Below are 24,183 nucleotides of genomic sequence, written 5' to 3' on the forward strand. Positions count from 1 at the left end.
CATGACGATTCGCGTCGCAATCAACGGCTACGGCCGTATCGGCCGCAACACGCTGCGCGCGTTCTATGAAAACGGCAAGAAGCACGATCTCGAGATCGTCGCGATCAACGACCTGGGCGATGCGAAGACCAACGCGCACCTGACCCAGTACGACACCGCGCACGGCAAGTTCCCGGGCGAAGTGTCGGTCGACGGCGACTTCCTCGTCGTGAACGGCGACAAGATCCGCGTGCTCGCGAACCGCAACCCGGCAGAACTGCCGTGGGGCGAGCTGGGCGTCGACGTCGTGATGGAATGCACGGGCTTCTTCACGACGAAGGAAAAGGCGAGCGCGCACCTGAAGGGCGGCGCGAAGAAGGTCATCATCTCGGCGCCGGGCGGCAAGGACGTCGACGCGACGATCGTCTACGGCGTGAACCACGACGTGCTGAAGGCCGAGCACACCGTCATCTCGAACGCATCGTGCACGACGAACTGCCTCGCGCCGCTCGTCAAGCCGCTGAACGACAAGATCGGCCTCGAAACCGGCCTGATGACGACGATCCACGCGTACACGAACGACCAGGTGCTGACGGACGTCTACCACGAAGACCTGCGTCGCGCGCGTTCGGCCACCCACAGCCAGATCCCGACCAAGACGGGCGCTGCGTCGGCCGTCGGCCTCGTGCTGCCGGAACTGAACGGCAAGCTCGACGGCTACGCGATCCGCGTCCCGACGATCAACGTGTCGATCGTCGACCTGTCGTTCATCGCGAAGCGCGACACGACGGTCGAGGAAGTCAACGCGATCATGAAGGAAGCATCGGAAGGCGCGCTGAAGGGCATCCTCGGCTACAACGACGCACCGCTGGTGTCGATCGACTTCAACCACAACCCGGCTTCGTCGACGTTCGACGCAACGCTGACCAAGGTGTCGGGCCGCCTCGTCAAGGTGTCGAGCTGGTACGACAACGAGTGGGGTTTCTCGAACCGCATGCTGGATACGGCAGTCGCATTCGCGAACGCGAAGTAATCCCGCACGTCGCGCGGCCGCCGCACGGCGGCCTGCGTGGCGAACGAGCCCGGCCCGGAATTTTTCCCGGCCGGGTTTTTTATTGCGCGGCGTTCGCCGTCACCTGCTCGAGCGCGTCGACGAACGCGCGCTTCAGCGGGCTGTCGAGGTCGGTCCACGCGAGGCCGATGCCGGTCCGGTGGCCGGCCAGGTCGAGCGGCCGCGCGAGCACGTTCGGCGGCAGCGCGCTCGCGGCTTCCGCCGGGATCAGCCCGATCCCCATGCCGGCCGCGACGAGCGCGAGCATCGTCGTGAATTCCCCGAACTCCTGCGCGATCTCGAGTGTCGTGCCCGCGCGGCTCAGTGCCAGCAGCATGTCGTCGTGAAAGCCGGGCGCGTAGCGGCGCGCGAGCACGAACGCGGGCTGGCCGCGCAACGCGGACGGTGAAATCGTGTCGTGCGCGGCGAGCGGGTGGTCGAGCGGCAGCGCGACCACGAAGCCTTCCTCGAGCACCACGCGCGTGTCAATGCCCGCATACGCGGCCGGCAGCCGGATCATCCCGAAATCGATGCGCCGGTCGCGCAGCGCGGCGATCTGGTCGGGCGTCGGCAAATCCTTCAGTTCGAGCGCGATCAGCGGATAACGCTCGCGCATCGTTCGCAGCACGGCCGGCAGCAGCGCCGGCAGCACCGACGACACGAACGCGATGCGCAGCGTGCCGATCTCGCCGCGGCTCGACAGCCGCGCCATCTGCTCCGCGCGCGCGGCCTGCTGCAGCGTCGCCCGCGCTTCGGGCAGGAACACGCGCCCCGTATCGCTGAGCTCGACCTTGTGACGGTCGCGCTCGAACAGGCGTGCGCCCAGATCCTCCTCGAGCGCCTTGATCTGCATGCTCAGCGCGGACTGCACGATGAACAGGCGCTGCGCGGCACGCCCGAAATGCAGTTCTTCCGCGAGCGTGACGAAGGCGCGCAATTGCTTGAGTTCCATGGTGGGCGAGCCCCGTGGGCGGTAATCAAATTTCATGATAACCGGATCAAAAAAGACCATTGGCGCGACGCCCGGCCGAGCGCCGAAGATACCCTCAACGCGAGACCGGCCGCGACCGGCGGTCGGCTCGATGGCACGAGGAGACATGCATGAACAACGCGCTTGACCGGTTCCGCCTGGATGGCCGCCGCGCACTGATCACGGGTTCCGGACGCGGGATCGGCCTGACGCTCGCCCGCGGGCTCGCGGAGGCCGGTGCGGCGATCGTGATCAACGATCGCAATGAGGAGAAGGCCGCGACGCTCGCGCGCCATTTCCGCGAGGAAGGCTTCGCGGCCGACTACGCGGTGTTCGACGTCGCCGAGCACGCGCAGGTGCGCGCGGCGATCGACGATTTCGAGGCGCGCGTCGGCGCGATCGACATCCTCGTGAACAACGCGGGCATCCAGCGCCGCGCGCCGCTCGACGTATTCGACCCGGACGACTGGCACGCGCTGATGCGCGTGAACCTCGACGGCGTGTTCAACGTCGCGCAGGCGGTGGCGCGCCACATGATCGCGCGCGGCCGCGGCAAGATCATCAACATCTGCTCGGTGCAGAGCGAGCTCGCCCGGCCGACGATTGCGCCGTATGCGGCGACGAAGGGCGCGGTGCGGATGCTGACGAAAGGGATGTGCGCCGACTGGGCGCGCCACGGCATCCAGGCGAACGGCCTAGCGCCCGGCTATTTCGAGACCGAACTGAATCGTGCGCTGGTCGACGACGCGGCGTTCTCCGACTGGCTGTGCAAGCGCACGCCGGCCGGCCGCTGGGGGCAGGTCGACGAGCTGTGCGGCGCGGCGATCTTCCTCGCGTCGGCCGCATCCGATTTCGTGAACGGTCAGACGCTGTTCGTCGACGGCGGGCTGGCCAGCGCCGTCTGAGCGACGGCGCTTGCGCCGTGAGCGCAGCGTCGTTGCGCCGGTGAGCGCCGGCCAATGCCGGCCAATGCCGGCTCGCGCCGGCATCCGAATGCCCAGAAGAGCCCGCCGCACGAGCGGGCCGATATCCCGGTGCGTCTCGCGCCGGGTTCCGGAACGGAACGCAGGAGACAGGAGACAACGATGGATCGCACTTCCCCGCCGCCCGCGCGGCGCGATGCAATGCCCGGCACGGACGCGCCGGCCGATGCCGCCGAGCGTCGCGGCGTCGACACGCAGCAGCTGAACCGCGCGGCATGGACCTGCTCGCTCGGCAGCGCGCTCGAATACTACGATTTCGCGCTGTACACGCTCGCATCGGCGCTGGTCTTCGGACCGCTGTTCTTTCCCGCGCAAACCGCCGAGATGCGACTGATCGCGAGCTTCGGCACGTACTTCGTCGGCTTCGCGGTGCGCCCGCTCGGCGGCGTGGTGTTCGGCGTGCTCGGCGATCGCGTCGGCCGCAAGTTCGTGCTGACCGCGACGGTGCTGCTAATGGGCGTCGCGAGCACGCTGATCGGCGTGCTGCCGACCTATGCGAGCGCCGGCTACTGGGCGCCGGCGCTGCTGGTGCTGCTGCGCATCCTGCAGGGCCTGGGTGCCGGCGCGGAGCAGGCCGGCGCGGCCGTGCTGATGACCGAATACGCGCCGCCCGGCAAACGCGGCTTCTATGCGTCGCTGCCGTTTCTCGGGATCCAGCTCGGCACGCTGCTCGCGGCGGCCGTCTATTTCCTGCTGCTCGCGAACCTCGAGCGCGTGACGGACGGCTGGGGCTGGCGCGTGCCGTTCCTGTTCAGCGCGGTGATCGTCGCGGTCGGGCTCTACATGCGCGTGCGGCTGCACGAGTCGCCGACCTTCGTGCGGCTCGAGAAGCGCGCGCAGGTGTCGGCGAATCCGCTGAAGAGCGCGGTCCGGCATTCGAAGCGCACGCTGCTGATCGGCATCGGCCTGCGGATGGCCGAGAACGGCGGCTCGTCGATCTACCAGGCGCTCGCGGTCAGCTATCTCGCCGGCGTGATCGGGATGAAGGGACCGATCGGCGCGCTCGCGCTGGTGTGCGCGGCGACCGTCGGCGCGTGCACGGTGCCGCTGGCCGGGCGGTTGAGCGATCGCTACGGCCGCGTGCGCGTGTACCGTACGTTCGCGTGGCTGCAGCTCGCGCTCGCGTTTCCGGTGTGGTGGATCTTCAGCCAGGGGAACGTGGTGGCGAGCGTGATCGCGATCTCGATCGCGCAGGGCTTCGCGAACTGGGGGATGCTCGGCGCGCAGGCCGCGCTGCTGCCCGAACTGTTCGGCGCGCGGCATCGCTACATGGGTGTGTCGTTCTCGCGCGAAGTGTCGGCCGTGCTCGCGGGCGGGATCGCCCCGCTCGTCGGCGCGACGCTCATCGCGACCGTGATCGCGCGGCACGGCGGCGACCATGCGGCGGGCGTGCATGCATGGGTGCCGATCGCCGCGTACCTGGTGCTGCTGACGCTGATCACGCTGTTCACCACCGCGCGGATGCCGGAGACGTTGAACCGCGATCTCGACGATCCGCTCGACGCCGCGCAGGCGCAATCGGCCCCGGACGCCGAATCGCTCGCACGGCATGCATGAACGGGCCGGGGGGCGGCCGACGCGGCCCGGCACGCATTCGACTTTCAACGCTTTTCGACAGGAGCAAGCGCAGATGGCGCACGAATCGAACCGGCGGCCCGAGCTGCTGATGACGGGCCCTTACCAGCCGTGGGACGACGCATGGTTGTCGACCGGCTACGACGTCCATCGGTTGTGGGAGGCCGCCGATCGCGCGGCATGCCTCGCCGAACGCGGCGCCGGCGTGCGCGCGATCGCGACGCGCGGCGACCTCGGCGCCGACGCGGCGTTGATCGCCGCGCTGCCGAAGCTCGAGATCATCGCGTGCTACGGCGTCGGCACCGATGCGATCGATCTCGCGGCCGCCCGCGAGCGCGGGATCCGCGTGACCAACACGCCCGACGTGCTGACCGGTGACGTCGCCGATCTCGGCATCGGCCTCACGCTCGCGCTGCTGCGCCGGATCGGCGCCGGCGACGCGTACGTCCGCTCCGGCACATGGTCCGACGGCGACATGCCGCTCGTCACGCGCCTGTACGGCAAGCGCGTCGGCATCGTCGGCTTCGGCCGGATCGGTTCGACGCTCGCGCGCCGGCTGTCGGGCTTCGACGTCGAACTCGGCTACTTCGACGTCGCGCCGCGCGACGACAGCCAGCATCGCTTCTTCGGCCGGCTGGCGGAACTGGCCGGCTGGTGCGACGTGCTGATCGTCACGCTGGCGGGCGGCGCGTCGACCCGCCACCTCGTCGACGCGGGCGTGCTCGACGCGCTCGGCCCGCGCGGCTATCTGGTGAACGTGTCGCGCGGCACGACCGTCGACGAGCCCGCGCTGCTCGACGCGCTCGAACGCGGCGCGATCGCCGGCGCGGCGCTCGACGTGTTCTGGAACGAGCCGCGCATCGACCCGCGTTTCCTCGCGTTGCCGAACGTGCTGCTGCAGCCGCATCATGCGAGCGGCACCGTCGAGACGCGTCAGGCGATGGGCTGGCTCGTGCGCGACAACCTCGCCGCGCACTTCGCCGGCGCGCCGTTGCTCACGCCGGTCGTCTGAGGAGGCTGTCATGCGTATGCGTTGCATGTGTCTCGTGATCCACGGGCCGAACGACCTGCGGCTCGAGGAGCAGGACGCGGGCGAGATCGGCCCGGGCCAGGTGCGTGTCGAGGTCGCGATGGGCGGCATCTGCGGCTCCGATCTCCATTACTTCCGGCACGGCGGCTTCGGCGCGATCCGGCTGCAGCAGCCGATGGTGCTCGGCCATGAAGTCGCCGGCACGGTGGCGGCGGTCGCACCGGACGTGACGTCGGTGAAGGTCGGCGATCGCGTCGCGGTGAATCCGAGCCGCCCGTGCGGCGCGTGCCGCTATTGCCTCGAAGGGCTGCCGAACCAGTGTCTCGACATGCGCTTCTACGGCAGCGCGATGCGCATGCCGCACGTGCAGGGCGCGTTTCGCAACGCGCTCGTGTGCGATGCCGCGCAGTGCGTGAAGGTGGCGGACCATGTGCCGCTGTCGCTCGCGGCGCTCGCCGAGCCGTTCGCGGTCGGGCTGCATGCGGTGTCGCGCGCGGGCCCGCTGATCGGCCGGCGCGTGCTCGTGTCGGGGTGCGGGCCGATCGGCGTGCTGGCGGTCGCGGCGGCGCGGGTGCACGGCGCGGCGGAGATCGTCGCGACCGACGTGGTCGATGCGCCGCTCGAGGTCGCCCGCGCGCTCGGCGCCGACCATACGATCAACGCGGCGGCCGACACCGGCTGGGTCGCGCGCTACGGTGCCGACAAGGGCACGTTCGACGTGATGATCGAGTGTTCGGGCAATGCGCGCGCGCTGCGCGACGGTCTCGACGTGATGCGGCCGCGCGGCGTCGTCGTGCAGCTCGGGCTCGGCGGCGACGTCAGCCTGCCGCAGAACGTCGTGGTCGCGAAGGAGCTGTCGATCTGCGGCTCGTTCCGCTTCCATGCTGAATTCGCGCTCGCGGTGCAACTGATCAATGCCGAGCGCGTCGACCTGCGCCCGGCCGTGACGGGCGTGTTCCCGATGCGCGATGCGAATCGCGCGTTCGAGCTGGCCGGCGACCGGCAGCGCGCGATGAAGGTGCTGATCGATTTCGCGGACGCGGCGGCATGATCGTCTGCTGATGGCGCGCGACGGCGCGCAAGGCAAAAAGGCAAAGAAGGCACGCCCGCGATTGGCGGAGCGTGCCTTTTTCATTGGCCGGAGCGAAACCGGATCATTGCGTGACTTGCCGCGCGCCGATCCGCTGCGACGCGAGCCACAGGGCGATCAGCACGCCCGCGAGCGCCGCGCCCGCGATGCACACGCCGCGCCAGCCGTCGATGCCGTACGCGACGCTCGCCGCGAACGATCCACATGCGCCGCCGACGAAGTAGCTCGTCAGGTAGATCGTCGTCACGCGGCTGCGCGCGTGGCCCGCGAGTGCATAGATCACGCTCTGGTTCGAGATGTGCATGCCCTGCACGCCGACGTCGAGCAGCAGGATCCCCGCGATCAGCGCGACGAGCGAATGCGCGCCGGCCGCGATCAGCGCGAACGACGCGAGCACGGCCGCCGCGAACAGGCCGGTCGCCGCGTTGCCGTGGCCGCGATCGACGAGCCGGCCGGCCGACGTCGCCGCGAGCGCGCCCACCGCGCCGACGATCCCGAACAGGCCGATCTGCCCTTCGGAATAGCTGTACGGCGGCTGGCTCAACAGGAACGTGAGGCCGGTCCACAGCAGGCTGAAGCACGCGAACACGAGCGCGCCGTAGGCCGAGCGCAGCGCGATCAACGGCTGCGCGCGCAGCAGCGCGACCAGCGAGCGCATCAGCGCCGCGTAGTCGAGCCGCGCGTGGCGGCGATCCTTCGGCAGCTTCACCGCGAGCACGCCGGTCAGCGCGAGGATCATCGCCGCGGCGATGCCGTACACCGCGCGCCAGCCGAACCCGTCGGCGATCGCGCCGGCCGCGACGCGCGCGAGCAGGATGCCGAGCAGCAGCCCGCTCATCACGGTGCCGACCGCGCGGCCGCGCGTGCGCGCATCGGCGAGCGACGCGGCGAACGGCACGAGCAGCTGCGTCGAGCAGGTGACGAAGCCGAGCGCGATGTTCGCGACGACGAACATCGTGAAGTTCGTGCTGAACGCGACGGCGGCCAGCGCGATCACGTTGAGCACGAGCAGCCGCACGATCAGCGTGTGGCGGTTGACCGCGTCGCCGAGCGGGACGATCAGCATCAGGCTCGCCGCATAGCCGAGCTGCGTCAGCGTGACGAGATAGCCGAGTTCGGCGGGCGGGCGGCCGAAGCTGTGCGCGATCGCGGCGAGCAGCGGCTGCGCGTAATAGATGTTGCCGATGACGATGCCGCACGCGCAGGCGAACAGCAGCGTCATCGCGCGGGTCAGGGGAGGATGGTTGTCTTGATGCGGTTCCATGGTCGCGAAAGAAGCAGCGGTGCCGGCCGGCGGCGCGGGCCATCGGCAACGCGGGGTTGCGGAAATCGGGGCCGGCGTCAGCGGATCGACGATGCGCGCCGGGCGGCGCGTGGCCGGCGCCCGGTCGAGGCGGCGGCGCAACGTCGTGCGGCGGGCGGGGGAGGGCGGGCCCGGGCGGGCCGCTCCGGTGCGGCGGCCAGGCGGCGTGCGCGGGAGCGGATGTGCGTATGATGCGGGAACCAAACCATAGCGTCCAAGACTGGATCCTTATGGTATTCATTGGTTCTACCAATACCCGGGCCGCCATGCTACTCCGCCACATCCGCTATTTCCTGGCCGTCGCCGAGCAGCGCAGCTTCACGCGCGCGGCCGATGCGCTGCACGTGTCGCAGCCGACGCTGTCGCAGCAGGTCCGCCAGCTGGAGGACACGCTCGGCGTGTCGTTGTTCGACCGCTCGGGCCGCACGGTGCGGCTCACCGAATTCGGCGAGGTCTATGCGCGCCACGCGCGCGCGGCGCTGCACGAGCTCGACACCGGGCAGCGAGCGCTGCACGACGTTGCCGATCTCGGCAGCGGCTCGCTGCGGCTCGCGATGATGCCGACCTTCGCGGCCTACCTGAGCGGCTCGCTGATCGATGCGTTCCATGCGGATTTCCCGAACGTCGCGCTGACGATCGACGCGATGTCGCAGGAGCGCATCGAGGCGCAGCTTGCCGACGACCGTCTCGATGCGGGCTTCGCGTTCATGCCGCCGCGCGCGCCCGACATCGACGCGCTGCCGCTGTGGGACGAACCGCTCGCCCTGGTGACGGGCCGCGCGCACCGCCTCGCCCGCCACCGCCGCGCGGTGAGCCCGGCCGAACTCGCCGGCGAGCCGCTGGTGCTGCTGAGCCGCGCGTTCGCGACGCGCGCGAGCATCGACCGGTATTTCATCGAGCAGGGTGTGCAGCCGAGGGTCGCGATCGAGACGAATACGGTGAGCGCGGTGCTCGAACTCGTGCGCCGCGGGCGGCTCGCGACGGTGCTGCCCGACGCGATCGCGCGCGAGAGCGGCGACTTGTGCGCGCTGGAACTCGATCCGCCGCTGCCGTCGCGCACGGCCGCGCTGCTCACGCGCAAGGGCGCATACCGCAGCGTCGCGGCGCGCGCGTTCATCGAGCGCGCGCTCGCGTATCGCGCTCCTTCGGGGGGATGACCGGTACGACCGGCGAACCGCTGCCGCGCCGGCCGCGACCGTAGGCCGGCGGCTGCGTCAGGTGCCCGGCGTCGGGAAGAAGATGCCCGCGCGCTGCGCGGCGTTCGCGATGTGCGTCTCGATCGCGGTGCCGGCCGCGGCCGCATCGCGGGCGATCAGCGCGTCGACGATCGCGCGGTGCTCGTGCCACGTCGACAGCAGCAGCTCGCGCCGGTAGAACGGCATGCGCTGGCTTTCCTTCATGATGTCGGCGCTGCTGCGCAGCACCGACTCGATCGCCGCGTTGCCCGCGAGATGGATGATCCGCATGTGGAAATCGAAGTCGAGCTGCGACGCTTCGTCGAGCGCGCTGTCGGTCAGCGCGACGTGCAGGTCGGCGAGGTTGTCCTCGAACCACGCGATGTCGTCGTCGCTGACGACGTGCGCCGCCATCCGCGCGGCGAACCCTTCGAGCGCATAGCGCATCTGGTACGTATCGGGCGGCGACGACTGCTCGGCGAATTGCCACGGATGCGCGGCCGACGCCTGCGCGCTTTCGACGTACACGCCCTTGCCGGCGCGGATGCGCAGCATCCCGAGCGCCTCGAGCGTCGACAGCGCCTCGCGCAGCGACGCGCGGCTGATCTCCAGCTCCTCGGAGAGCTGGCGCTGGGCCGGCAGCAGGCTGCCGACCGGATACACGCCTGCCTCGATCCGGTCGCGGATCGTCGCGATGGCGGCGTCGGTCACGGTGTGCGGAACGTTTTTCATGATGTGAACGATGGCCGGTCTGACCGGCATTGTAATCCGCACGCGCGCGGTGCACGACCGGCCTACGGGAAAGCCACGATCCGCCCCCGCACGGTGCGGGGCACAGGGGCGGGAAATCCCTATTTTGTCCGTCCTTGACTCGACTATATCGGCTTCCTACTATCCACCATAACATCACTGGTCTTACCAGTATGAACAGACGAAACTGCAACCGTTGGATCGGGAGAGCGCCGTGTCGAAATTCCTCAATTCGCTGTTTGGCCGGGTAGTCGTCGCATTGATCCTGGGGGTCGCGCTCGGCGCGTTCTTCCCGCATTTCGCCGAGTCGCTCAGGCCGCTCGGCGACGGCTTCCTGAAGCTCATCAAGATGGTCATCGGCCCGATCGTGTTCTGCGTCGTGGTCAGCGGGATGGCCAATGCGGGCGACCTGAAGAAGGTCGGCCGGGTCGGCCTGAAGGCGGTCGTCTACTTCGAGATCATGACGACGCTTGCGCTCGGCATCGGGCTCGTCCTCGCGTGGCTCACGCGCCCCGGCGTCGGCATGAACATCGACCTGCGCTCGCTCGACGCGGCCTCGCTCTCGACGTACGCGAAGAACGCCGAAAGCCTGAAGGACACGGCCGGCTACCTGATGAAGATCATCCCCGAGACCGCGATCGACGCGTTCGCGAAGGGCGACATCCTGCAGATCCTCGTGTTCGCGGTGCTGTTCGGCTCGGCGCTGTCGCTGCTCGGCGACAAGGCGCAGCGTGTCAATTCGCTGATCGAGGAACTGTCGCACGTGTTCTTCCGCATCATCGGCTTCATCATCAAGCTCGCGCCGCTCGGCGTGCTCGGCGCGATCGCGTTCACGACCGGCAAGTACGGCGTCGCGTCGCTCAAGCAGCTCGGCTACCTCGTCGCGGTGTTCTACCTGAGCTGCTTCGTGTTCGTCACGGTCGTGCTCGGCGCGGTGATGCGTCTCGCGGGCTTCTCGGTGTTCAAGCTGATCCGCTACCTGCGCGAGGAACTGTCGATCGTGCTCGGCACGGCGTCGTCGGACGCGGTGCTGCCGCAGGTGATGAGCAAGCTCGAATACATGGGCATCAAGGATTCGACGGTCGGCCTCGTGATCCCGACCGGCTATTCGTTCAACCTCGACGGCTTCTCGATCTACCTGACGCTCGCGGTGCTGTTCATCGCGCAGGCCACCAACACGCCGCTGTCCACGCACGACCTGATCGTCGTGCTGCTCGTGTCGCTCGTCACGTCGAAGGGCGCGCACGGGATTCCCGGTTCGGCGATCGTGATCCTCGCGGCGACGCTGTCGGCGATTCCCGCGATTCCGGTGCTCGGCCTCGTGCTGATCCTGCCGGTCGACTGGTTCGTCGGCATTGCCCGCGCGCTGACCAACCTGATCGGCAACTGCGTCGCGACGGTGGTCGTCGCCGTGTGGGAGAACGACATCGACCGGGCCCGTGCGAAGCGCGTGCTGAACCGCGAACTGCGCTACGTGGCCGACGAAACCGGCAGCGCCGCGCCGGTCGCCGGCGACCAGGCCCACGCGCTCTGAGCGCACCCGCGCGCGAAGCGGCCTCCCGGGCTGCTTCGCGCGAACGAATGTCCCGTGGCCGGCGCGACGATGCGCCGGTCCTTGCCAAAATAATGGAGACGACATGGCAGCCCCCATCCTCGACCCGAACGCGCCGGCTTTCACGCGGCGCTACATGAACCTCGCCGACCCGCGCCTGGGCGCGCAGGCGCTCTTCGCCAGCGACGAATTCTTCGCGCCGAAGGAGCGCATGCTGAATCCCGAGCCGGCCGTGTTCATTCCCGGCAAGTACGACGACCACGGCAAGTGGATGGACGGCTGGGAAACGCGCCGCAAGCGCACCACCGGCCACGACTTCTGCGTGGTCCGGCTCGCGCGGCCGGGCGTGATCTACGGCGTCGATCTCGATACGAGCCACTTCACCGGCAACTTTCCGCCGGCCGCGTCGATCGAGGCCTGTGCGGTGGACGGCGACACGCCGCCGGACGACACCGAATGGCGCACGATCGTCCCCGCGACGACGCTGCAGGGCAATTCGCATCACTACGTGAGCGTCGACGATGCGCAGCCGGTCACGCACCTGCGCGTGAACCTGTATCCGGACGGCGGGCTCGCGCGGCTGCGCGTGTACGGCCAGCCGCAGCGCGACTGGCGCCACGTGCCGGCGGGCGAACTCGTCGATCTCGCGGCGATCGAGAACGGCGGCTACCTGGTGGCCGCGAACAACCAGCACTTCGGTTCGGCCTCGCAGATGCTGATGCCGGGGCGCGGCGCGAACATGGGTGACGGCTGGGAAACGCGGCGCCGCCGCGAGCCCGGCAACGACTGGGCGATCGTCGCGCTGGCGCGGCCGGGCATCATCCGGCGCGTCGAGGTCGATACGGCGTTCTTCAAGGGCAACTTCCCCGACCGCTGTTCGCTGCAGGCCGCGCACGTCGCCGGCGGCACCGACGATTCGCTCGTCACGCAGGCGATGTTCTGGGCCGAACTGCTCGGCGAGCAGAAGCTGCAGATGGACCACGTGCATACGTTCGACCAGCTCGCGGCGCTCGGCCCCGTCACGCACGTGCGCTTCAACATCTTCCCGGATGGCGGCGTGTCGCGCCTGCGTCTGTGGGGCGAGCCGGCTTGAAGGAGGGCATCGGCATGAGCGGACCACACATCCTGCGCGTCGAGCGCCTGACCCGCGAGGCCTTCGCGCCGTTCGGCGACGTGATCGCGCTCGAAGGCGCGCGGCACTTCCCGATCAACGGCGGCACGACCGAGCGCTTCCACGATCTCGCGACGATCGACGTCTGCGCGGACGGCGGCCGGCCGCTCGTCAGCGTGTTTCGTGCGCAGCCGCGCGCGCTGCCGGTGGCGATCACGCTGATGGAGCGCCATCCGCACGGCAGCCAGGCGTTCATCCCGCTGGCGGCCGTGTCGCGCTATGCGATCGTCGTCGCGCCGGCCGGCGAGTTCCGGCCCGACGCGATGCGCGCGTTCCTCGCTGAAGGCTGGCAGGGCGTGAACTACGCGAAGGGCGTCTGGCACCATCCGCTGCTCGCGCTCGACGCGGTCAGCGACTTCGTGATCGTCGACCGTGGCGGCCCGCAGCCGAACTGCGACGAGATTCCGCTCGACGACGCGTGGGCGCTCGAGTTCGAGCCGGCGTGCGCGAGCACGGCCTGACGCGCGAAGGTAGGGTCAGGGGTTGAGCGGATTCGAGTGGATCGAGCGCCGCGCGCCGGCGACACGCGGCGCCTCGTCCCGCACGATCGACCGAAAACGTTCCGATCCGGCCCGCACGCGACGTGCGGGCCGTTTTTCCATCCCGAAAACAACACGGCCCGGGCGGCGAGCTGCCGGCCGGGCCGTCGCGCGTGCGCGCAGGGTGCGGATCAGTGCTTGCGGTGCGGGCAGTTCTCGGTCGTGCAGGAGCCGTACATCGCGAGCGAGTGTTCCTGGAGCCGGAAGCCGCGTTCCTTGGCGATCGCTTGCTGGCGGCCTTCGATCTCGGCATCGAAGAATTCCTCGACGCGGCCGCAATCGAGGCAGACGAGGTGATCGTGGTGCGAACCTTCATTGAGCTCGAACACGGCCTTGCCGGATTCGAAGTTGCTGCGCGTGAGCAGGCCGGCCTGCTCGAACTGCGTCAGCACGCGGTAAACGGTGGCGAGCCCGATGTCGAGCTGCTCGTTGAGCAGGTTGCGGTAGACATCTTCGGCCGTCAGGTGACGCACCGGGCTTTGCTGGAAGATCTCGAGAATCTTGAGGCGCGGTAGGGTGGCCTTTAGCCCGATATTCTTGAGATCCGTCGGATTGGTCATGGCTAGGCATCCCTAGAGTACAATGCAGGGCTTCAATGTTACCGGCTTTTCGCCGTTCCAGAAACACGCGCGACCCGCGACGCGGGCCAGCTCGGTGACGGAAATGTTCCCGGAATCCCTTTCGCACTATCAGAGGAGTCGCATGCGGAGTGCCATCATCGCTGCCGCCGCCGTTGCCGCGCTGGCTGGTTGTTCGTCGTACGACAGCGTGACGCAGCGCATCGCGCAGAGCATCACGCCCTATCGGATCACTGTCGTGCAGGGCAACTTCGTGTCGCAGGAGAAGGCCGCGCAGCTGCAGGCCGGAATGACGCGCGAGCAGGTGCGCGCGTTGCTCGGCACGCCGCTGCTGTCGGACATGTTCCATGCCGACCGCTGGGATTACCTCTTTTACTTCAAGCGCGGCTCGACGTCCGTCGTCCAGCAGCGCGACCTCGTGCTGACGTTCGCGGGCGATCGCCTCGCGAGCTGGACGGGCGCCGACAACCTGCCGTCCGAACTCGACCTGCTGGCCGATATCGACGGCGATCGCGGCGGCAAGAAGGCGAAGGCCGCGGCCGCGGCGAAGAAGGCGTCCGAAGCCGCCGCTGCCGCGGCTGCGGCGAGCGCCGCGCAGGCGACCGCTGCCGCGAGCCCGTCCGTCGAGCCGGTTTCCGGCGCGGCGGTCGACCAGGATGCGAATGCCCAGGCGGCGCGCGCGGCGAACCGCGCGACCAACCAGGTGTCCGGGCAGGGCACGACCGCCCGCCGCTTCACGCCGTCGGCGCAGGCCTCGGGCGGCGCGCCGGTGCCGGGCGGCCAGCCGCCGGGCGCCGCGCCGGCGATCCAGCCGCAGTTCCAGTTCCATCGCCCGCCGCAGCCGAACGCGTCGAACGAGGCGTCGCCGCCGGTCGGCCCGCAAGGCTCGGACAACCTGCAGAACCAGCCGCTCACCGCGCCGGCCCAGTAAGCGGCCGGCGTGCGGAAACAGGGCGGCATGCGCCGCCCGCCTTTAGACCTGTCGTGTAGAAAGCCATGAAGATTGCGATTGCCGGTGCATCGGGCCGTATGGGCCGGATGCTGATCGAAGCCGTTCTCAACGATTCCGACGCGCAGCTCGTCGGCGCGCTCGACCGCGCCGATTCGCCGTTCCTCGGCCAGGACGCGGGCGCGTTTCTCGGCAAGGAAACCGGGATCAAGCTGACCGACGACCTCGACGCCGTGTTCGCGCAGGCCGACTACCTGATCGACTTCACGCGGCCGGAAGGCACGATCGCGCACGTCGCGGCCGCGCTGCGCCACGACGTGAAGCTCGTGATCGGCACGACCGGCTTCACCGCCGAGCAGAAGGCCGAGCTGCAGGCCGCGGCAGGCAAGATCGGCATCGTGTTCGCGGCGAACATGAGCGTCGGCGTGAACGTCACGCTGAAGCTGCTCGAATTCGCGGCGAAGCATTTCTCGCACGGCTACGACATCGAGATCATCGAGGCGCACCACCGCCACAAGGTCGACGCGCCGTCGGGCACCGCGCTGATGATGGGCGAGGCCGTGGCCGGCGCACTCGGGCGCTCGCTCGACGACTGCGCGGTGTACGGCCGCCAGGGCGTGACGGGCGAACGCGACCCGTCGACGATCGGCTTCGCGGCCGTGCGCGGCGGCGACATCGTCGGCGATCACACCGTGCTGTTCGCCGGGATCGGCGAACGGATCGAGATCACGCACAAGTCGTCGAGCCGCGTGTCGTACGCGCAGGGCGCGCTGCGTGCGGTCCGCTTCCTGTCGGCGCGCGGCGCCGGCCTGTTCGACATGCAGGACGTGCTCGGCCTGCGCTGACCCTCACGGGGAAACTCCGATGGCGATTCCCACCGGCGTTGTCCACTACCTCGAAAGCGGCGATGCGATCACGCACGCCGTCGCCTACGTGCTGCTGGCGATGTCCGTCGCCAGCTGGTGCTTCCTCCTCATGAAAGCCTGGCTGCTGGTCCGCGCGAAGCGGCAGGGGCCGCGCGCGCTCGCCGCGTTCTGGCGCGCGCCGTCGCTCGACGCGGGCATCGCCGCGCTCGCCGGCACCGATCGCGAGCGCGTGTTCGTGCCGCTCGCCGAAGCCGCGCGCGATGCGGCCGACGAACACGATCCGGCCGCGCTCGCCGCGCGTGTCGAGCGCAGCGAACGCGTGCTGCGCGCGCTGCGTCACGCAATGCTGCGCTCGCAGCGGCGTCTCGAGTTCGGCCAGGTGCTGCTCGCGTCGATCGGCAGCACCGCGCCGTTCGTCGGGCTGCTTGGCACCGTCTGGGGCATCTACCACGCGCTCGGCAGCATCGCCGCGAGCGGGCAGGCGCAGATCGAGAACGTCGCGGGGCCGGTCGGCGAGGCGCTGATCATGACCGCGTTCGGGCTCGTCGTCGCGATCCCCGCGGTGCTCGCCTACAACATCCTCGGGCGGCTCGTGCGCCAGCTCGCCGAGGAACTCGACGGCTTCGCGCGCGACCTGCACGTATTCGTGTGCGCGCAGGGCGCCTGACGCGCGGCCGGGAGGAACGACCATGGCATTCGGCGGGCTGGAGCACCACAAGACGTCCGCGCCGATGGCGGAGATCAACATGACGCCGCTGATCGACGTGATGCTCGTGCTGCTCGTCATCTTCATCATCACCGCGCCGCTGATGACGCACGCGATCCGGCTCGACCTGCCGAAGGTCGCGGCCGGCGTCGCGCGCGACACGCCGCAGTCGGTCACGCTGTCGATCGACGACGCCGGCAAGCTCTACTGGGACGACGCGCCCGTCGCACTCGACGCGCTGCCGGCGCGCTTCCGGGCCGCCGCCGCGGGCGCCGCGCCGCCCGAGCTGCGGCTGCGCGCCTCGCGCGCGACCCGCTACGACGTGATCGCGCAGGTGATGGGCGCCGCGCAGGCCGCCGGGCTCACGCGGATCGGCTTCGTGACCGACGTGCCGCCGGCGGGCGCCGCCGCGCCGGCCGCCGCGGGCGCGACCGGCTGACCGGCTGACCGGCTGACGCACCGGGCGCTCGCGCCATCCGCGCCATCCGTGTCGTCCCGCAGGCAAGAATGCGGGCCGGCCGGCGAGACCGGCCGTACCGCCCGCCACGAACGGTATAATCGTCGTTTTCGCCCGGTTGGCAGGGTTTCGCCGGGTAACCTGGAGACCCTCCGGGTTATCCGGCGAATATCCGGATCATGAGGCAGGCACGAGAACCGTGAGCCTGCCCCCGCCGCCGGGCTGCCCGATTTCGTCCACTTCCGCGTGCCCGCCTCGTGGCGCGCCGCTTAAAGCCTAGTCCGAACCACACCATGCACGAGAGATACGTACCCGCCGACGTCGAAGCCGCCGCTCAGGGCGACTGGCGCGCAGCCGATGCCTACAAGACGAAGGAAGATTCGCAGAAGCCGAAGTTCTACTGCGTGTCGATGCTGCCGTACCCGTCCGGCAAGCTGCACATGGGTCACGTGCGCAACTACACGATCAACGACGTGATGTACCGCTATCTGCGGATGAACGGCTACAACACGCTGATGCCGATGGGCTGGGACGCGTTCGGGATGCCGGCCGAGAACGCCGCGATGGCGAACGGCGTGCCGCCCGCGAAGTGGACCTACGACAACATCGACTACATGAAGGGCCAGATGCAGTCGATGGGCCTCGCGATCGACTGGTCGCGCGAGATCGCGACGTGCAAGCCCGACTACTACAAGTGGAACCAGTGGCTGTTCCTGAAGATGCTCGAGAAGGGCATCGCGTACAAGAAGACGGGCACCGTGAACTGGGACCCGGTCGACCAGACCGTGCTCGCGAACGAGCAGGTGATCGACGGCCGCGGCTGGCGTTCGGGCGCGCTCGTCGAGAAGCGCGAGATCCCGATGTACTACCTGCGGATCACGCAGTACGCGGATGAGCTGCTGAACGACCTCGACGGCCTCGGCTGGCCCGAGCGCGTGAAGATCATGCAGCAGAACTGGATCGGCAAGAGCTTCGGCGTGAACTTCGGCTTCCCGTACGAACTCGACGGCGAGCAGAAGCTGCTGCGCGTGTTCACGACGCGTGCCGACACGATCATGGGCGTCACGTTCTGCGCGATCGCGGCCGAGCACCCGCTCGCCACGCGCCTCGCGCAGGGCAAGCCGGAACTGCAGGCGTTCATCGACGAATGCAAGCGCGGCGGCGTCGCCGAGGCCGATGTCGCGACGATGGAAAAGAAGGGCGTCGCGACGGGCTTCTCGGTCAAGCACCCGCTGACGGGCGAGCCGGTCGAGGTGTGGATCGGCAACTACGTGCTGATGAGCTATGGCGAAGGCGCGGTGATGGGCGTGCCGGCGCACGACGAGCGCGATTTCGCATTCGCGAAGAAATACGACCTGCCGATCAAGCAGGTGATCGCGGCCGAAGGCCAGACGTACTCGCTCGACGCATGGCAGGAGTGGTACGGCGACAAGGAAGTCGCGACCTGCATCAACAGCGGCAAGTACGACGGCCTCGCGTACGGCGCGGCGGTCGACGCGATCGCGGCCGACCTGAAGGCCGGCGGCTTCGGCGACAAGCAGGTCACGTGGCGCCTGCGCGACTGGGGCGTGTCGCGCCAGCGCTACTGGGGCACGCCGATCCCGATCATCCACTGCCCGTCGTGCGGCGACGTGCCGGTGCCGGAGCAGGACCTGCCGGTCGTGCTGCCGGAAGATCTCGTGCCGGACGGCTCGGGCAACCCGCTCGCGAAGTCGGAAGCGTTCCTGAACTGTTCGTGCCCGAAGTGCGGCGCGGCCGCGAAGCGTGAAACCGACACGATGGACACCTTCGTCGATTCGTCGTGGTACTTCTCGCGCTACACGGCGCCGGACGCCGAGACGATGGTCGACGCGCGCACCGATTACTGGATGCCGATGGATCAATACATCGGCGGCATCGAGCACGCGATCCTGCACTTGCTGTATTCGCGCTTCTGGACCAAGGTGATGCGCGACCTCGGCCTCGTGAAGTTCGGCGAGCCGGCGAAGAACCTGCTGACGCAGGGCATGGTGCTGAACGAGACGTTCTACCGCGAAGACGCATCGGGCAAGAAGACCTGGTACAACCCGGCCGACGTGACCGTCGCGTTCGACGAGAAGGGCCGCCCGGTCGGCGCGACGCTGAACGCCGACGGCCAGCCGGTCGTGCTCGGCGGCATCGAGAAGATGTCGAAGTCGAAGAACAACGGCGTCGATCCTCAGGTGCTGATCGACCAGTACGGCGCCGATACCGCGCGTCTGTTCACGATGTTCGCCGCACCGCCCGAGCAGCAGCTCGAATGGTCGGGCGCGGGCGTCGAAGGCGCGAGCCGCTTCCTGCGCCGCGTGTGGAGCTTCGGCGCGACGAACCGCGAAGCGCTCGCCGCGCGCGCGGGCTTCGACGCGGCCGCGCTCGGCGATGCCGACAAGGCGCTGCGCCGCGAGATCTACAGCGTGCTGAAGCAGGCCGATTTCGACTACCAGCGCCTGCAGTACAACACGGTCGTGTCGGCCGCGATGAAGATGCTGAACGCGATCGACGGCGCGAAGGGCGCGACGCCCGGCGTGCTGCGCGAGACGTACGGCGTGCTGCTGCGCGTGCTGTACCCGGTCGTGCCGCACGTCACGTTCGAACTGTGGAAGGCGCTCGGCTACGCGGACGAATTCGGCCCGCTGCTCGACGCCCCCTGGCCGAAGGTCGACGAGGCCGCGCTCGAGCAGGCCGAGATCGAACTCGTGCTGCAGGTGAACGGCAAGGTGCGCGGCGCGCTGAAGGTCGCGAAGGACGCGAGCCGCGAGGCGATCGAAGCGGCGGCGGTGGCCGACGAAGCATTCGCGAAGTTCAGCGACGGCAAACCGGCGAAGAAGATCGTCGTCGTGCCGGGCCGCCTCGTGAACATCGTCGTCTGACGGCCGTTGGCCGCCGGGCGCACACAGAAGGAGCGAAGGTGATCCGCAGATCGTTTTTGATGCTCGCCGTCGGCAGCGCGCTCGCGCTGTCGGCATGCGGTTTCCAGTTGCGCGGCCAGCAGGACTACGCGTTCAAGCGCCTGCTGGTGGCCGGCGCGCCGGCGCCCGTCGAGGCGCGCCTGGTGCGCCTCGTCGAGGCCGGCAGCGACACGAAGATCGTCAAGTCGGCGGACGACGCCGATGCCGTGCTGCGCATGTGGGAGTCGCGTGGGCAGAACACGCTGACGCTCAACAAGTACGGCTCGGCGCAGGAATACGCGCTGTTCTATACGCTGAACTACACGCTGACGAGCAAGGACGGCACCGTGCTGATCCCGCCGAGCGCGATCGCGCTGAACCGCGCGATGACGTACAGCGACCAGTACACGAACGCGAAGGCGCAGGAAGCCGAGATCCTGTACGGCGACATGGAGAACGACGCGGTCGACCAGCTGATGCGGCGTCTCGCGATCGTCCACTCGCTGACGCCGGCGCCGGAAGACGTGGTGCCGGGCGTTGCACCGGGCGCACCGCTGCCGCCGCCGCCGCTCTGATCGCCGGCGCACGTATCGATGCAATTGCGACTTGATGCGCTGGAGCCGCACCTCGCGAAGGGGATGGCCGGGCTCTACACCGTCTACGGCGACGAGCCGCTACTCGCGCAGGAAGCGTGCGACCGCATTCGTGCGGCCGCGCGCGCGGCCGGCTTCACCGAGCGTTCGGTGCACACGGTCGAGCGCGGTTTCGACTGGAGCGTGCTGCTCGGCGCGACCCAGGCGATGTCGCTGTTCGGCGAGCGTCAGCTGATCGAGCTGCGCATTCCGTCGGGCAAGCCCGGCAAGGAAGGCGCCGACGCGCTGAAGACGCTCGCGGCCGCACCGAACCCCGATGCGCTGATGCTCGTCACGTTGCCGCGCCTCGACGCGGCCACGCAGAAATCCGCGTGGTTTACCGCGCTGCAGAACGGCGGCGTCGCGCTGAAGATCGATCCGGTCGACCGCGCGCAGCTGCCGAACTGGATCGGCCAGCGTCTGTCGATGCAGGGCCAGCGCGTCGCGCCCGGCGACGACGGCCGGCGCGCGCTGCAGTTCATCGCGGAGCGCGTCGAGGGCAACCTGCTCGCCGCGCACCAGGAAATCCAGAAGCTCGGGCTGCTCTATCCGCAGGGCGTGCTGACGTTCGAGCAGGTGCACGACGCGGTGTTGAACGTCGCGCGCTACGACGTGTTCAAGCTGAACGAGGCGATGCTCGCGGGCGACGCCGCGCGGCTTGCGCGGATGATCGACGGGCTGAAGGGCGAGGGCGAGGCGATCGTGCTCGTGATGTGGGCCGTCGTCGAGGAACTGCGCACGCTGCTGCGGATCAAGCGCGGCACGACGGCCGGCAAGCCGCTGGCCACGCTGCTGCGCGAGAACCGCGTGTGGGGGCCGCGCGAGCGGCTGATCGGCCCCGCGCTGAACCGCGTGTCGGAAGGCGTGCTCGAGAAGGCGCTCGCGTTCGCCGCGAAGCTCGACCGGCAGGTGAAGGGGCTGTCGGCCGTCACGCCGGGCCGCCGCACGCAGGACGAGCCGCCGCCCGATCCGTGGGACGGCCTGTTCCAGCTCGCGATGACGGTGGCGGGCGCGCGCGGCGAACGACCGCCGACCGCGGGTCGCGTGCGGCGTTAAGCCCCGTCCGGGCCTTCAGCGCACGCATCGCAACCCGCTTACAATATTTCGATAGCCGGCGCGGCCTTCCTGCCGCCGCGCCTCACGCTTCTCCACGAATTCATGCCGCGCCAAGCGGCTCGCTTCTCGAGTCACACGATGGATATCGACCAGTACATGACGGACCTGGGCCGCCGTGCCCGGCACGCTTCCCGCGCGATGGCGCGCGCCAGCACGGCGGCGAAGAACGCGGCGCTCGACGCCGTGGCCCGCGCGATCGAGCGCGACGCGCAGGCGCTGAAGGACGCGAATGCGCGCGACGTCGCCCGTGCCCGCGAAAAGGGGCTCGATGCGGCGTTCATCGACCGCCTGACGCTGTCGGACAAGGCGCTGAACACGATGGTCGAAGGTCTGCGCCAGGTCGCGTCGCTGGCCGATCCGATCGGCGAGATCGGCAATCTCAAGTACCGCCCGAGCGGGATCCAGGTCGGCCAGATGCGCGTGCCGCTCGGCGTGATCGGCATCATCTACGAGTCGCGTCCGAACGTGACGATCGACGCGGCCGCGCTGTGCCTGAAGTCGGGCAACGCGACGATCCTGCGCGGCGGCTCCGAGGCGCTCGAATCGAACGCGGCGCTCGCGAAGCTGATCGGCGAAGGGCTCGAGGCGGCCGGCCTGCCGCAGGACGCGGTGCAGGTCGTCGCGACCGCCGATCGCGCGGCGGTCGGCAAGCTGATCACGATGACCGAATACGTCGACGTGATCGTGCCGCGCGGCGGCAAGAGCCTGATCGAGCGGCTGATCAACGAGGCGCGCGTGCCGATGATCAAGCACCTCGACGGCATCTGCCACGTGTACGTCGACGATCGCGCCGATCTCGCCAAGGCACTGACGGTGTGCGACAACGCGAAGACGCACCGCTACGGCACCTGCAACACGATGGAAACGCTGCTCGTGTCGGGCGGCATCGCGGCCGCGCTGCTGCCGCCGCTCGGCAAGCTGTATCGCGACAAGCAGGTCGAGCTGCGCGTCGATGCAGCCGCGCGCGCGGTGCTCGCCGAGGCGGGCGTCGGTCCGCTCGTCGACGCGACCGACGAAGACTGGCACACCGAATATCTCGCGCCGGTGCTGGCGATCAAGGTCGTCGACGGCCTCGACGCCGCGATCGAGCACATCAATCATTACGGCTCGCACCACACCGATGCGATCGTCACCGAGGATCACGACCGCGCGATGCGCTTCCTGCGCGAAGTCGATTCGGCGAGCGTGATGGTCAACGCGTCGACGCGCTTCGCGGACGGCTTCGAATTCGGCCTCGGCGCGGAAATCGGCATCTCGAACGACAAGCTGCACGCACGCGGCCCCGTCGGCCTGGAAGGGCTCACGTCGCTGAAGTACGTCGTGCTCGGGCACGGCGAAGGCCGCCAGTAAAGCGAGGCGCACAACCGATGGCAATGCTCTGGGTCAAGACGTTCCATATCGTTCTGATCGCCGCGTGGTTCGCGGGACTGTTCTACCTGCCGCGCATCTACGTGAACCTGGCCATGGAGACCGATCCGGCTGCGGTGCGGCGCCTGCTGCTGATGGCGCGCAAGCTGTTCCGCTTCATGACGATGATCGCCGTGCCGGCGCTCGCATGCGGGCTGTGGCTGTGGCTCGTGATCGGCATCGGCCAGGGGCAGGGCTGGATCCATGCGAAGGTGACGGTGGTGCTGCTGCTCGTCATCTACCACGCGTATTGCGGGCATCTGCTGAAGGTGTTCGAGCGCGGCGAGAACCGTCGCACCGACAAGTGGTATCGCGTGTTCAACGAACTGCCGGTGCTGGGCATGCTCGTGGCGGTCGCGCTGGTCGTGATCAAGCCGTTCTGAGCTGAGCGGCCGGTTGGCTGCACCGACCCATGCGCAACGGCGCCCCTCGGGGCGCCGTTCTTCGTTTACGTGCGCGTCGGGTGTTGGCTGACGCGCCGGACCGCGCGTCGGTTCTGCATCGCTCATGCGCCGGCGGGGCGCCGTGCGTGGGTCAATCCTTCGTGCCGTCGTCGATCCGGCGGCGCGTGATCGCTTCCTTCGCGCGGCCGACGCGCTCCATCAATGCGGGCCCGCGCGACAGCGCGACGCCGACCGCGAGGATATCCCCGATCGCGAGATGGGACATGCGCGACGTCATCGGCGAGAACACGTCGGTTTCCTCCGCGACGTTCGACGCGAGGCTCACCGTCGCGAGCTTCGCGAGCGGCGAATGGCTCTGCGTGATCGCGACGACCTTCGCGCCGCACGCGAGCGCGGAGCGCGCGGCTTCGACGATGTCGCGCGTGCGGCCGGTGTTCGAGATCGCGACGACGACGTCGTGCGGCCCGAGCAGCGCCGACGACATCGAGAACGTGTGCGGGTCCGAATACGCGACGCTCGGCACGCCGAGCCGGAAGAACTTGTGCTGGATGTCCTGCGCGGCGATGCCGGAGCCGCCGGCGCCGTAGAACTCGATGCGCGACGCGTTCGACAGCAGCGCGATCGCGTCGGCGACGCTGCCGGCCGACAGGCTGTTGCGCACCTCGATCAGCGCGCCGATCGTGCGGTCGAACACCTTGCCGATGATGCCGGGCGCGGGCTCGTCGGGCTCGACGTCGCGATACACGGAAGACACGCCCGGCGCGACGCTCTGCGCGAGCCGGATCTTGAATTCGCGAAAGCCGCTGCAGCCGAGCGCCTGGCAGAAGCGCGCGATGGTCGGCTGGCTGACGCCCGCGCGGGTCGACAGCTCGGTCATCGCGAGGTCGAGCACCTCGCGCGGCGCGGCGAGGATGTAGTCGGCGAGCTTGCGCTCGGACGGGCGCAGGTCGGCGCGGATCGCTTCAATGCGAGGCAGCATGGGACGGCGGATGGA

23 protein-coding genes are annotated in these 24,183 nt (G+C 69.2%); 18 read left to right on the forward strand and 5 right to left on the reverse strand.

Annotated features, from left to right (window positions below; translation table 11 throughout):
* The first annotated feature begins 1 nt into the window (after position 1).
* Entirely contained in the window at positions 2–1,012 is a 1,011-nt protein-coding gene (gene gap, locus U4012_RS05360) for a type I glyceraldehyde-3-phosphate dehydrogenase (RefSeq protein ID WP_044844172.1), read from the forward strand.
* Between the two features lie 79 nt (positions 1,013–1,091).
* On the opposite strand, the gene U4012_RS05365 is transcribed toward gap, so the two are convergent.
* Positions 1,092–1,982: a LysR family transcriptional regulator gene (locus U4012_RS05365; RefSeq protein ID WP_321796780.1), complete on the reverse strand. Its 891-nt coding sequence runs from the start codon at positions 1,980–1,982 to the stop codon at positions 1,092–1,094.
* Positions 1,983–2,131: 149 nt separating this feature from the next.
* On the opposite strand from U4012_RS05365, the gene U4012_RS05370 reads away from it, so the two are divergent.
* From U4012_RS05370 to U4012_RS05385, 4 genes are all read left to right on the forward strand, one after another.
* Complete coding sequence (locus U4012_RS05370; RefSeq protein ID WP_321796782.1) at positions 2,132–2,905, forward strand: SDR family NAD(P)-dependent oxidoreductase; 774 nt, start codon at positions 2,132–2,134, stop codon at positions 2,903–2,905.
* Positions 2,906–3,085: 180 nt separating this feature from the next.
* On the forward strand, positions 3,086–4,540 hold the full coding sequence (locus U4012_RS05375) for an MFS transporter (RefSeq protein WP_321796784.1): 1,455 nt from the start codon (positions 3,086–3,088) through the stop codon (positions 4,538–4,540).
* A 73-nt stretch (positions 4,541–4,613) separates the two neighbouring features.
* Positions 4,614–5,570: a 2-hydroxyacid dehydrogenase gene (locus U4012_RS05380; RefSeq protein ID WP_321796786.1), complete on the forward strand. Its 957-nt coding sequence runs from the start codon at positions 4,614–4,616 to the stop codon at positions 5,568–5,570.
* 10 nt (positions 5,571–5,580) lie between these two features.
* Positions 5,581–6,639 (forward strand): L-idonate 5-dehydrogenase, encoded by a 1,059-nt coding sequence (locus U4012_RS05385; protein ID WP_124488258.1) that lies wholly within the window; start codon positions 5,581–5,583, stop codon positions 6,637–6,639.
* A 103-nt stretch (positions 6,640–6,742) separates the two neighbouring features.
* On the opposite strand, the gene U4012_RS05390 is transcribed toward U4012_RS05385, so the two are convergent.
* Positions 6,743–7,942, reverse strand: coding sequence for an MFS transporter (locus U4012_RS05390; protein WP_321796789.1), 1,200 nt, complete (start codon positions 7,940–7,942; stop codon positions 6,743–6,745).
* Positions 7,943–8,247: 305 nt separating this feature from the next.
* Between U4012_RS05390 and cynR the strand changes: the two genes are divergently transcribed.
* Positions 8,248–9,138 (forward strand): transcriptional regulator CynR, encoded by an 891-nt coding sequence (gene cynR, locus U4012_RS05395; protein ID WP_321796791.1) that lies wholly within the window; start codon positions 8,248–8,250, stop codon positions 9,136–9,138.
* A gap of 57 nt (positions 9,139–9,195) precedes the next feature.
* Here cynR and U4012_RS05400 read toward each other — a convergent pair whose 3' ends face one another.
* Entirely contained in the window at positions 9,196–9,918 is a 723-nt protein-coding gene (locus U4012_RS05400) for a FadR/GntR family transcriptional regulator (RefSeq protein WP_185640885.1), read from the reverse strand.
* A 202-nt stretch (positions 9,919–10,120) separates the two neighbouring features.
* Here U4012_RS05400 and U4012_RS05405 point away from each other — a divergent pair, with 202 nt between their 5' ends.
* The 3 genes from U4012_RS05405 to U4012_RS05415 all read left to right on the forward strand — a co-directional run bounded on the left by U4012_RS05405 (position 10,121) and on the right by U4012_RS05415 (position 13,090).
* Positions 10,121–11,440 carry a C4-dicarboxylate transporter DctA gene (locus U4012_RS05405; RefSeq protein ID WP_044844246.1) on the forward strand — a complete coding sequence of 440 codons (1,320 nt, stop codon included), beginning with the start codon at positions 10,121–10,123 and terminating at the stop codon, positions 11,438–11,440.
* Positions 11,441–11,543: 103 nt separating this feature from the next.
* The gene (gene alc / locus U4012_RS05410; protein WP_321796795.1) at positions 11,544–12,551 is read left to right on the forward strand and encodes an allantoicase; all 1,008 of its coding nucleotides are present in this window, start codon (positions 11,544–11,546) and stop codon (positions 12,549–12,551) included.
* Positions 12,552–12,565: 14 nt separating this feature from the next.
* A complete protein-coding gene (locus U4012_RS05415) occupies positions 12,566–13,090 on the forward strand; it encodes an ureidoglycolate lyase (protein WP_044844245.1) in 525 nt (174 codons plus the stop codon).
* 209 nt (positions 13,091–13,299) lie between these two features.
* Here the strand turns inward: U4012_RS05415 and fur are convergent, their stop codons facing one another.
* Entirely contained in the window at positions 13,300–13,728 is a 429-nt protein-coding gene (gene fur / locus U4012_RS05420) for a ferric iron uptake transcriptional regulator (protein WP_011350926.1), read from the reverse strand.
* A gap of 142 nt (positions 13,729–13,870) precedes the next feature.
* Here fur and U4012_RS05425 point away from each other — a divergent pair, with 142 nt between their 5' ends.
* The 9 genes from U4012_RS05425 to U4012_RS05465 all read left to right on the forward strand — a co-directional run bounded on the left by U4012_RS05425 (position 13,871) and on the right by U4012_RS05465 (position 23,168).
* Complete coding sequence (locus U4012_RS05425) at positions 13,871–14,677, forward strand: outer membrane protein assembly factor BamE (RefSeq protein ID WP_321796798.1); 807 nt, start codon at positions 13,871–13,873, stop codon at positions 14,675–14,677.
* A gap of 65 nt (positions 14,678–14,742) precedes the next feature.
* Entirely contained in the window at positions 14,743–15,540 is a 798-nt protein-coding gene (gene dapB, locus U4012_RS05430) for a 4-hydroxy-tetrahydrodipicolinate reductase (protein ID WP_044844161.1), read from the forward strand.
* 19 nt (positions 15,541–15,559) lie between these two features.
* On the forward strand, positions 15,560–16,228 hold the full coding sequence (locus tag U4012_RS05435; protein WP_044844160.1) for a MotA/TolQ/ExbB proton channel family protein: 669 nt from the start codon (positions 15,560–15,562) through the stop codon (positions 16,226–16,228).
* 22 nt (positions 16,229–16,250) lie between these two features.
* The gene (locus U4012_RS05440; protein WP_321796801.1) at positions 16,251–16,706 is read left to right on the forward strand and encodes a biopolymer transporter ExbD; all 456 of its coding nucleotides are present in this window, start codon (positions 16,251–16,253) and stop codon (positions 16,704–16,706) included.
* A gap of 311 nt (positions 16,707–17,017) precedes the next feature.
* A complete protein-coding gene (gene leuS, locus U4012_RS05445) occupies positions 17,018–19,612 on the forward strand; it encodes a leucine--tRNA ligase (protein WP_044844158.1) in 2,595 nt (864 codons plus the stop codon).
* 38 nt (positions 19,613–19,650) lie between these two features.
* Positions 19,651–20,205 (forward strand): LPS assembly lipoprotein LptE, encoded by a 555-nt coding sequence (gene lptE, locus U4012_RS05450; protein WP_044844157.1) that lies wholly within the window; start codon positions 19,651–19,653, stop codon positions 20,203–20,205.
* 18 nt (positions 20,206–20,223) lie between these two features.
* Positions 20,224–21,318 (forward strand): DNA polymerase III subunit delta, encoded by a 1,095-nt coding sequence (gene holA, locus U4012_RS05455; protein ID WP_124488266.1) that lies wholly within the window; start codon positions 20,224–20,226, stop codon positions 21,316–21,318.
* A gap of 138 nt (positions 21,319–21,456) precedes the next feature.
* Positions 21,457–22,728, forward strand: a complete 1,272-nt coding sequence (locus U4012_RS05460; protein WP_044844155.1) for a glutamate-5-semialdehyde dehydrogenase — start codon at positions 21,457–21,459, stop codon at positions 22,726–22,728.
* Between the two features lie 17 nt (positions 22,729–22,745).
* Entirely contained in the window at positions 22,746–23,168 is a 423-nt protein-coding gene (locus U4012_RS05465) for a CopD family protein (protein WP_124488267.1), read from the forward strand.
* 151 nt (positions 23,169–23,319) lie between these two features.
* On the opposite strand, the gene U4012_RS05470 is transcribed toward U4012_RS05465, so the two are convergent.
* Positions 23,320–24,168 (reverse strand): MurR/RpiR family transcriptional regulator, encoded by an 849-nt coding sequence (locus U4012_RS05470; RefSeq protein WP_044844153.1) that lies wholly within the window; start codon positions 24,166–24,168, stop codon positions 23,320–23,322.
* Between the last annotated feature and the right edge of the window lie 15 nt (positions 24,169–24,183).

It is taken from the genome of Burkholderia sp. BCC1988, assembly GCF_905339895.1.
In the GTDB taxonomy this organism is placed as follows: domain Bacteria; phylum Pseudomonadota; class Gammaproteobacteria; order Burkholderiales; family Burkholderiaceae; genus Burkholderia.

Excerpts from the sequence above, each read along its gene's own strand:
- gap (WP_044844172.1), top strand. The coding sequence starts at position 2 with ATGACGATTCGCGTCGCAATCAACGGCTACGGCCGTATCGGCCGCAAC.
- U4012_RS05365 (WP_321796780.1), bottom strand. The coding sequence starts at position 1,982 with ATGGAACTCAAGCAATTGCGCGCCTTCGTCACGCTCGCGGAAGAACTG.
- U4012_RS05370 (WP_321796782.1), top strand. The coding sequence starts at position 2,132 with ATGAACAACGCGCTTGACCGGTTCCGCCTGGATGGCCGCCGCGCACTG.
- U4012_RS05375 (WP_321796784.1), top strand. The coding sequence starts at position 3,086 with ATGGATCGCACTTCCCCGCCGCCCGCGCGGCGCGATGCAATGCCCGGC.
- U4012_RS05380 (WP_321796786.1), top strand. The coding sequence starts at position 4,614 with ATGGCGCACGAATCGAACCGGCGGCCCGAGCTGCTGATGACGGGCCCT.
- U4012_RS05385 (WP_124488258.1), top strand. The coding sequence starts at position 5,581 with ATGCGTATGCGTTGCATGTGTCTCGTGATCCACGGGCCGAACGACCTG.
- U4012_RS05390 (WP_321796789.1), bottom strand. The coding sequence starts at position 7,942 with ATGGAACCGCATCAAGACAACCATCCTCCCCTGACCCGCGCGATGACG.
- cynR (WP_321796791.1), top strand. The coding sequence starts at position 8,248 with ATGCTACTCCGCCACATCCGCTATTTCCTGGCCGTCGCCGAGCAGCGC.
- U4012_RS05400 (WP_185640885.1), bottom strand. The coding sequence starts at position 9,918 with ATGCCGGTCAGACCGGCCATCGTTCACATCATGAAAAACGTTCCGCAC.
- alc (WP_321796795.1), top strand. The coding sequence starts at position 11,544 with ATGGCAGCCCCCATCCTCGACCCGAACGCGCCGGCTTTCACGCGGCGC.
- U4012_RS05415 (WP_044844245.1), top strand. The coding sequence starts at position 12,566 with ATGAGCGGACCACACATCCTGCGCGTCGAGCGCCTGACCCGCGAGGCC.
- fur (WP_011350926.1), bottom strand. The coding sequence starts at position 13,728 with ATGACCAATCCGACGGATCTCAAGAATATCGGGCTAAAGGCCACCCTA.
- U4012_RS05425 (WP_321796798.1), top strand. The coding sequence starts at position 13,871 with ATGCGGAGTGCCATCATCGCTGCCGCCGCCGTTGCCGCGCTGGCTGGT.
- dapB (WP_044844161.1), top strand. The coding sequence starts at position 14,743 with ATGAAGATTGCGATTGCCGGTGCATCGGGCCGTATGGGCCGGATGCTG.
- U4012_RS05435 (WP_044844160.1), top strand. The coding sequence starts at position 15,560 with ATGGCGATTCCCACCGGCGTTGTCCACTACCTCGAAAGCGGCGATGCG.
- U4012_RS05440 (WP_321796801.1), top strand. The coding sequence starts at position 16,251 with ATGGCATTCGGCGGGCTGGAGCACCACAAGACGTCCGCGCCGATGGCG.
- leuS (WP_044844158.1), top strand. The coding sequence starts at position 17,018 with ATGCACGAGAGATACGTACCCGCCGACGTCGAAGCCGCCGCTCAGGGC.
- holA (WP_124488266.1), top strand. The coding sequence starts at position 20,224 with ATGCAATTGCGACTTGATGCGCTGGAGCCGCACCTCGCGAAGGGGATG.
- U4012_RS05460 (WP_044844155.1), top strand. The coding sequence starts at position 21,457 with ATGGATATCGACCAGTACATGACGGACCTGGGCCGCCGTGCCCGGCAC.
- U4012_RS05465 (WP_124488267.1), top strand. The coding sequence starts at position 22,746 with ATGGCAATGCTCTGGGTCAAGACGTTCCATATCGTTCTGATCGCCGCG.
- U4012_RS05470 (WP_044844153.1), bottom strand. The coding sequence starts at position 24,168 with ATGCTGCCTCGCATTGAAGCGATCCGCGCCGACCTGCGCCCGTCCGAG.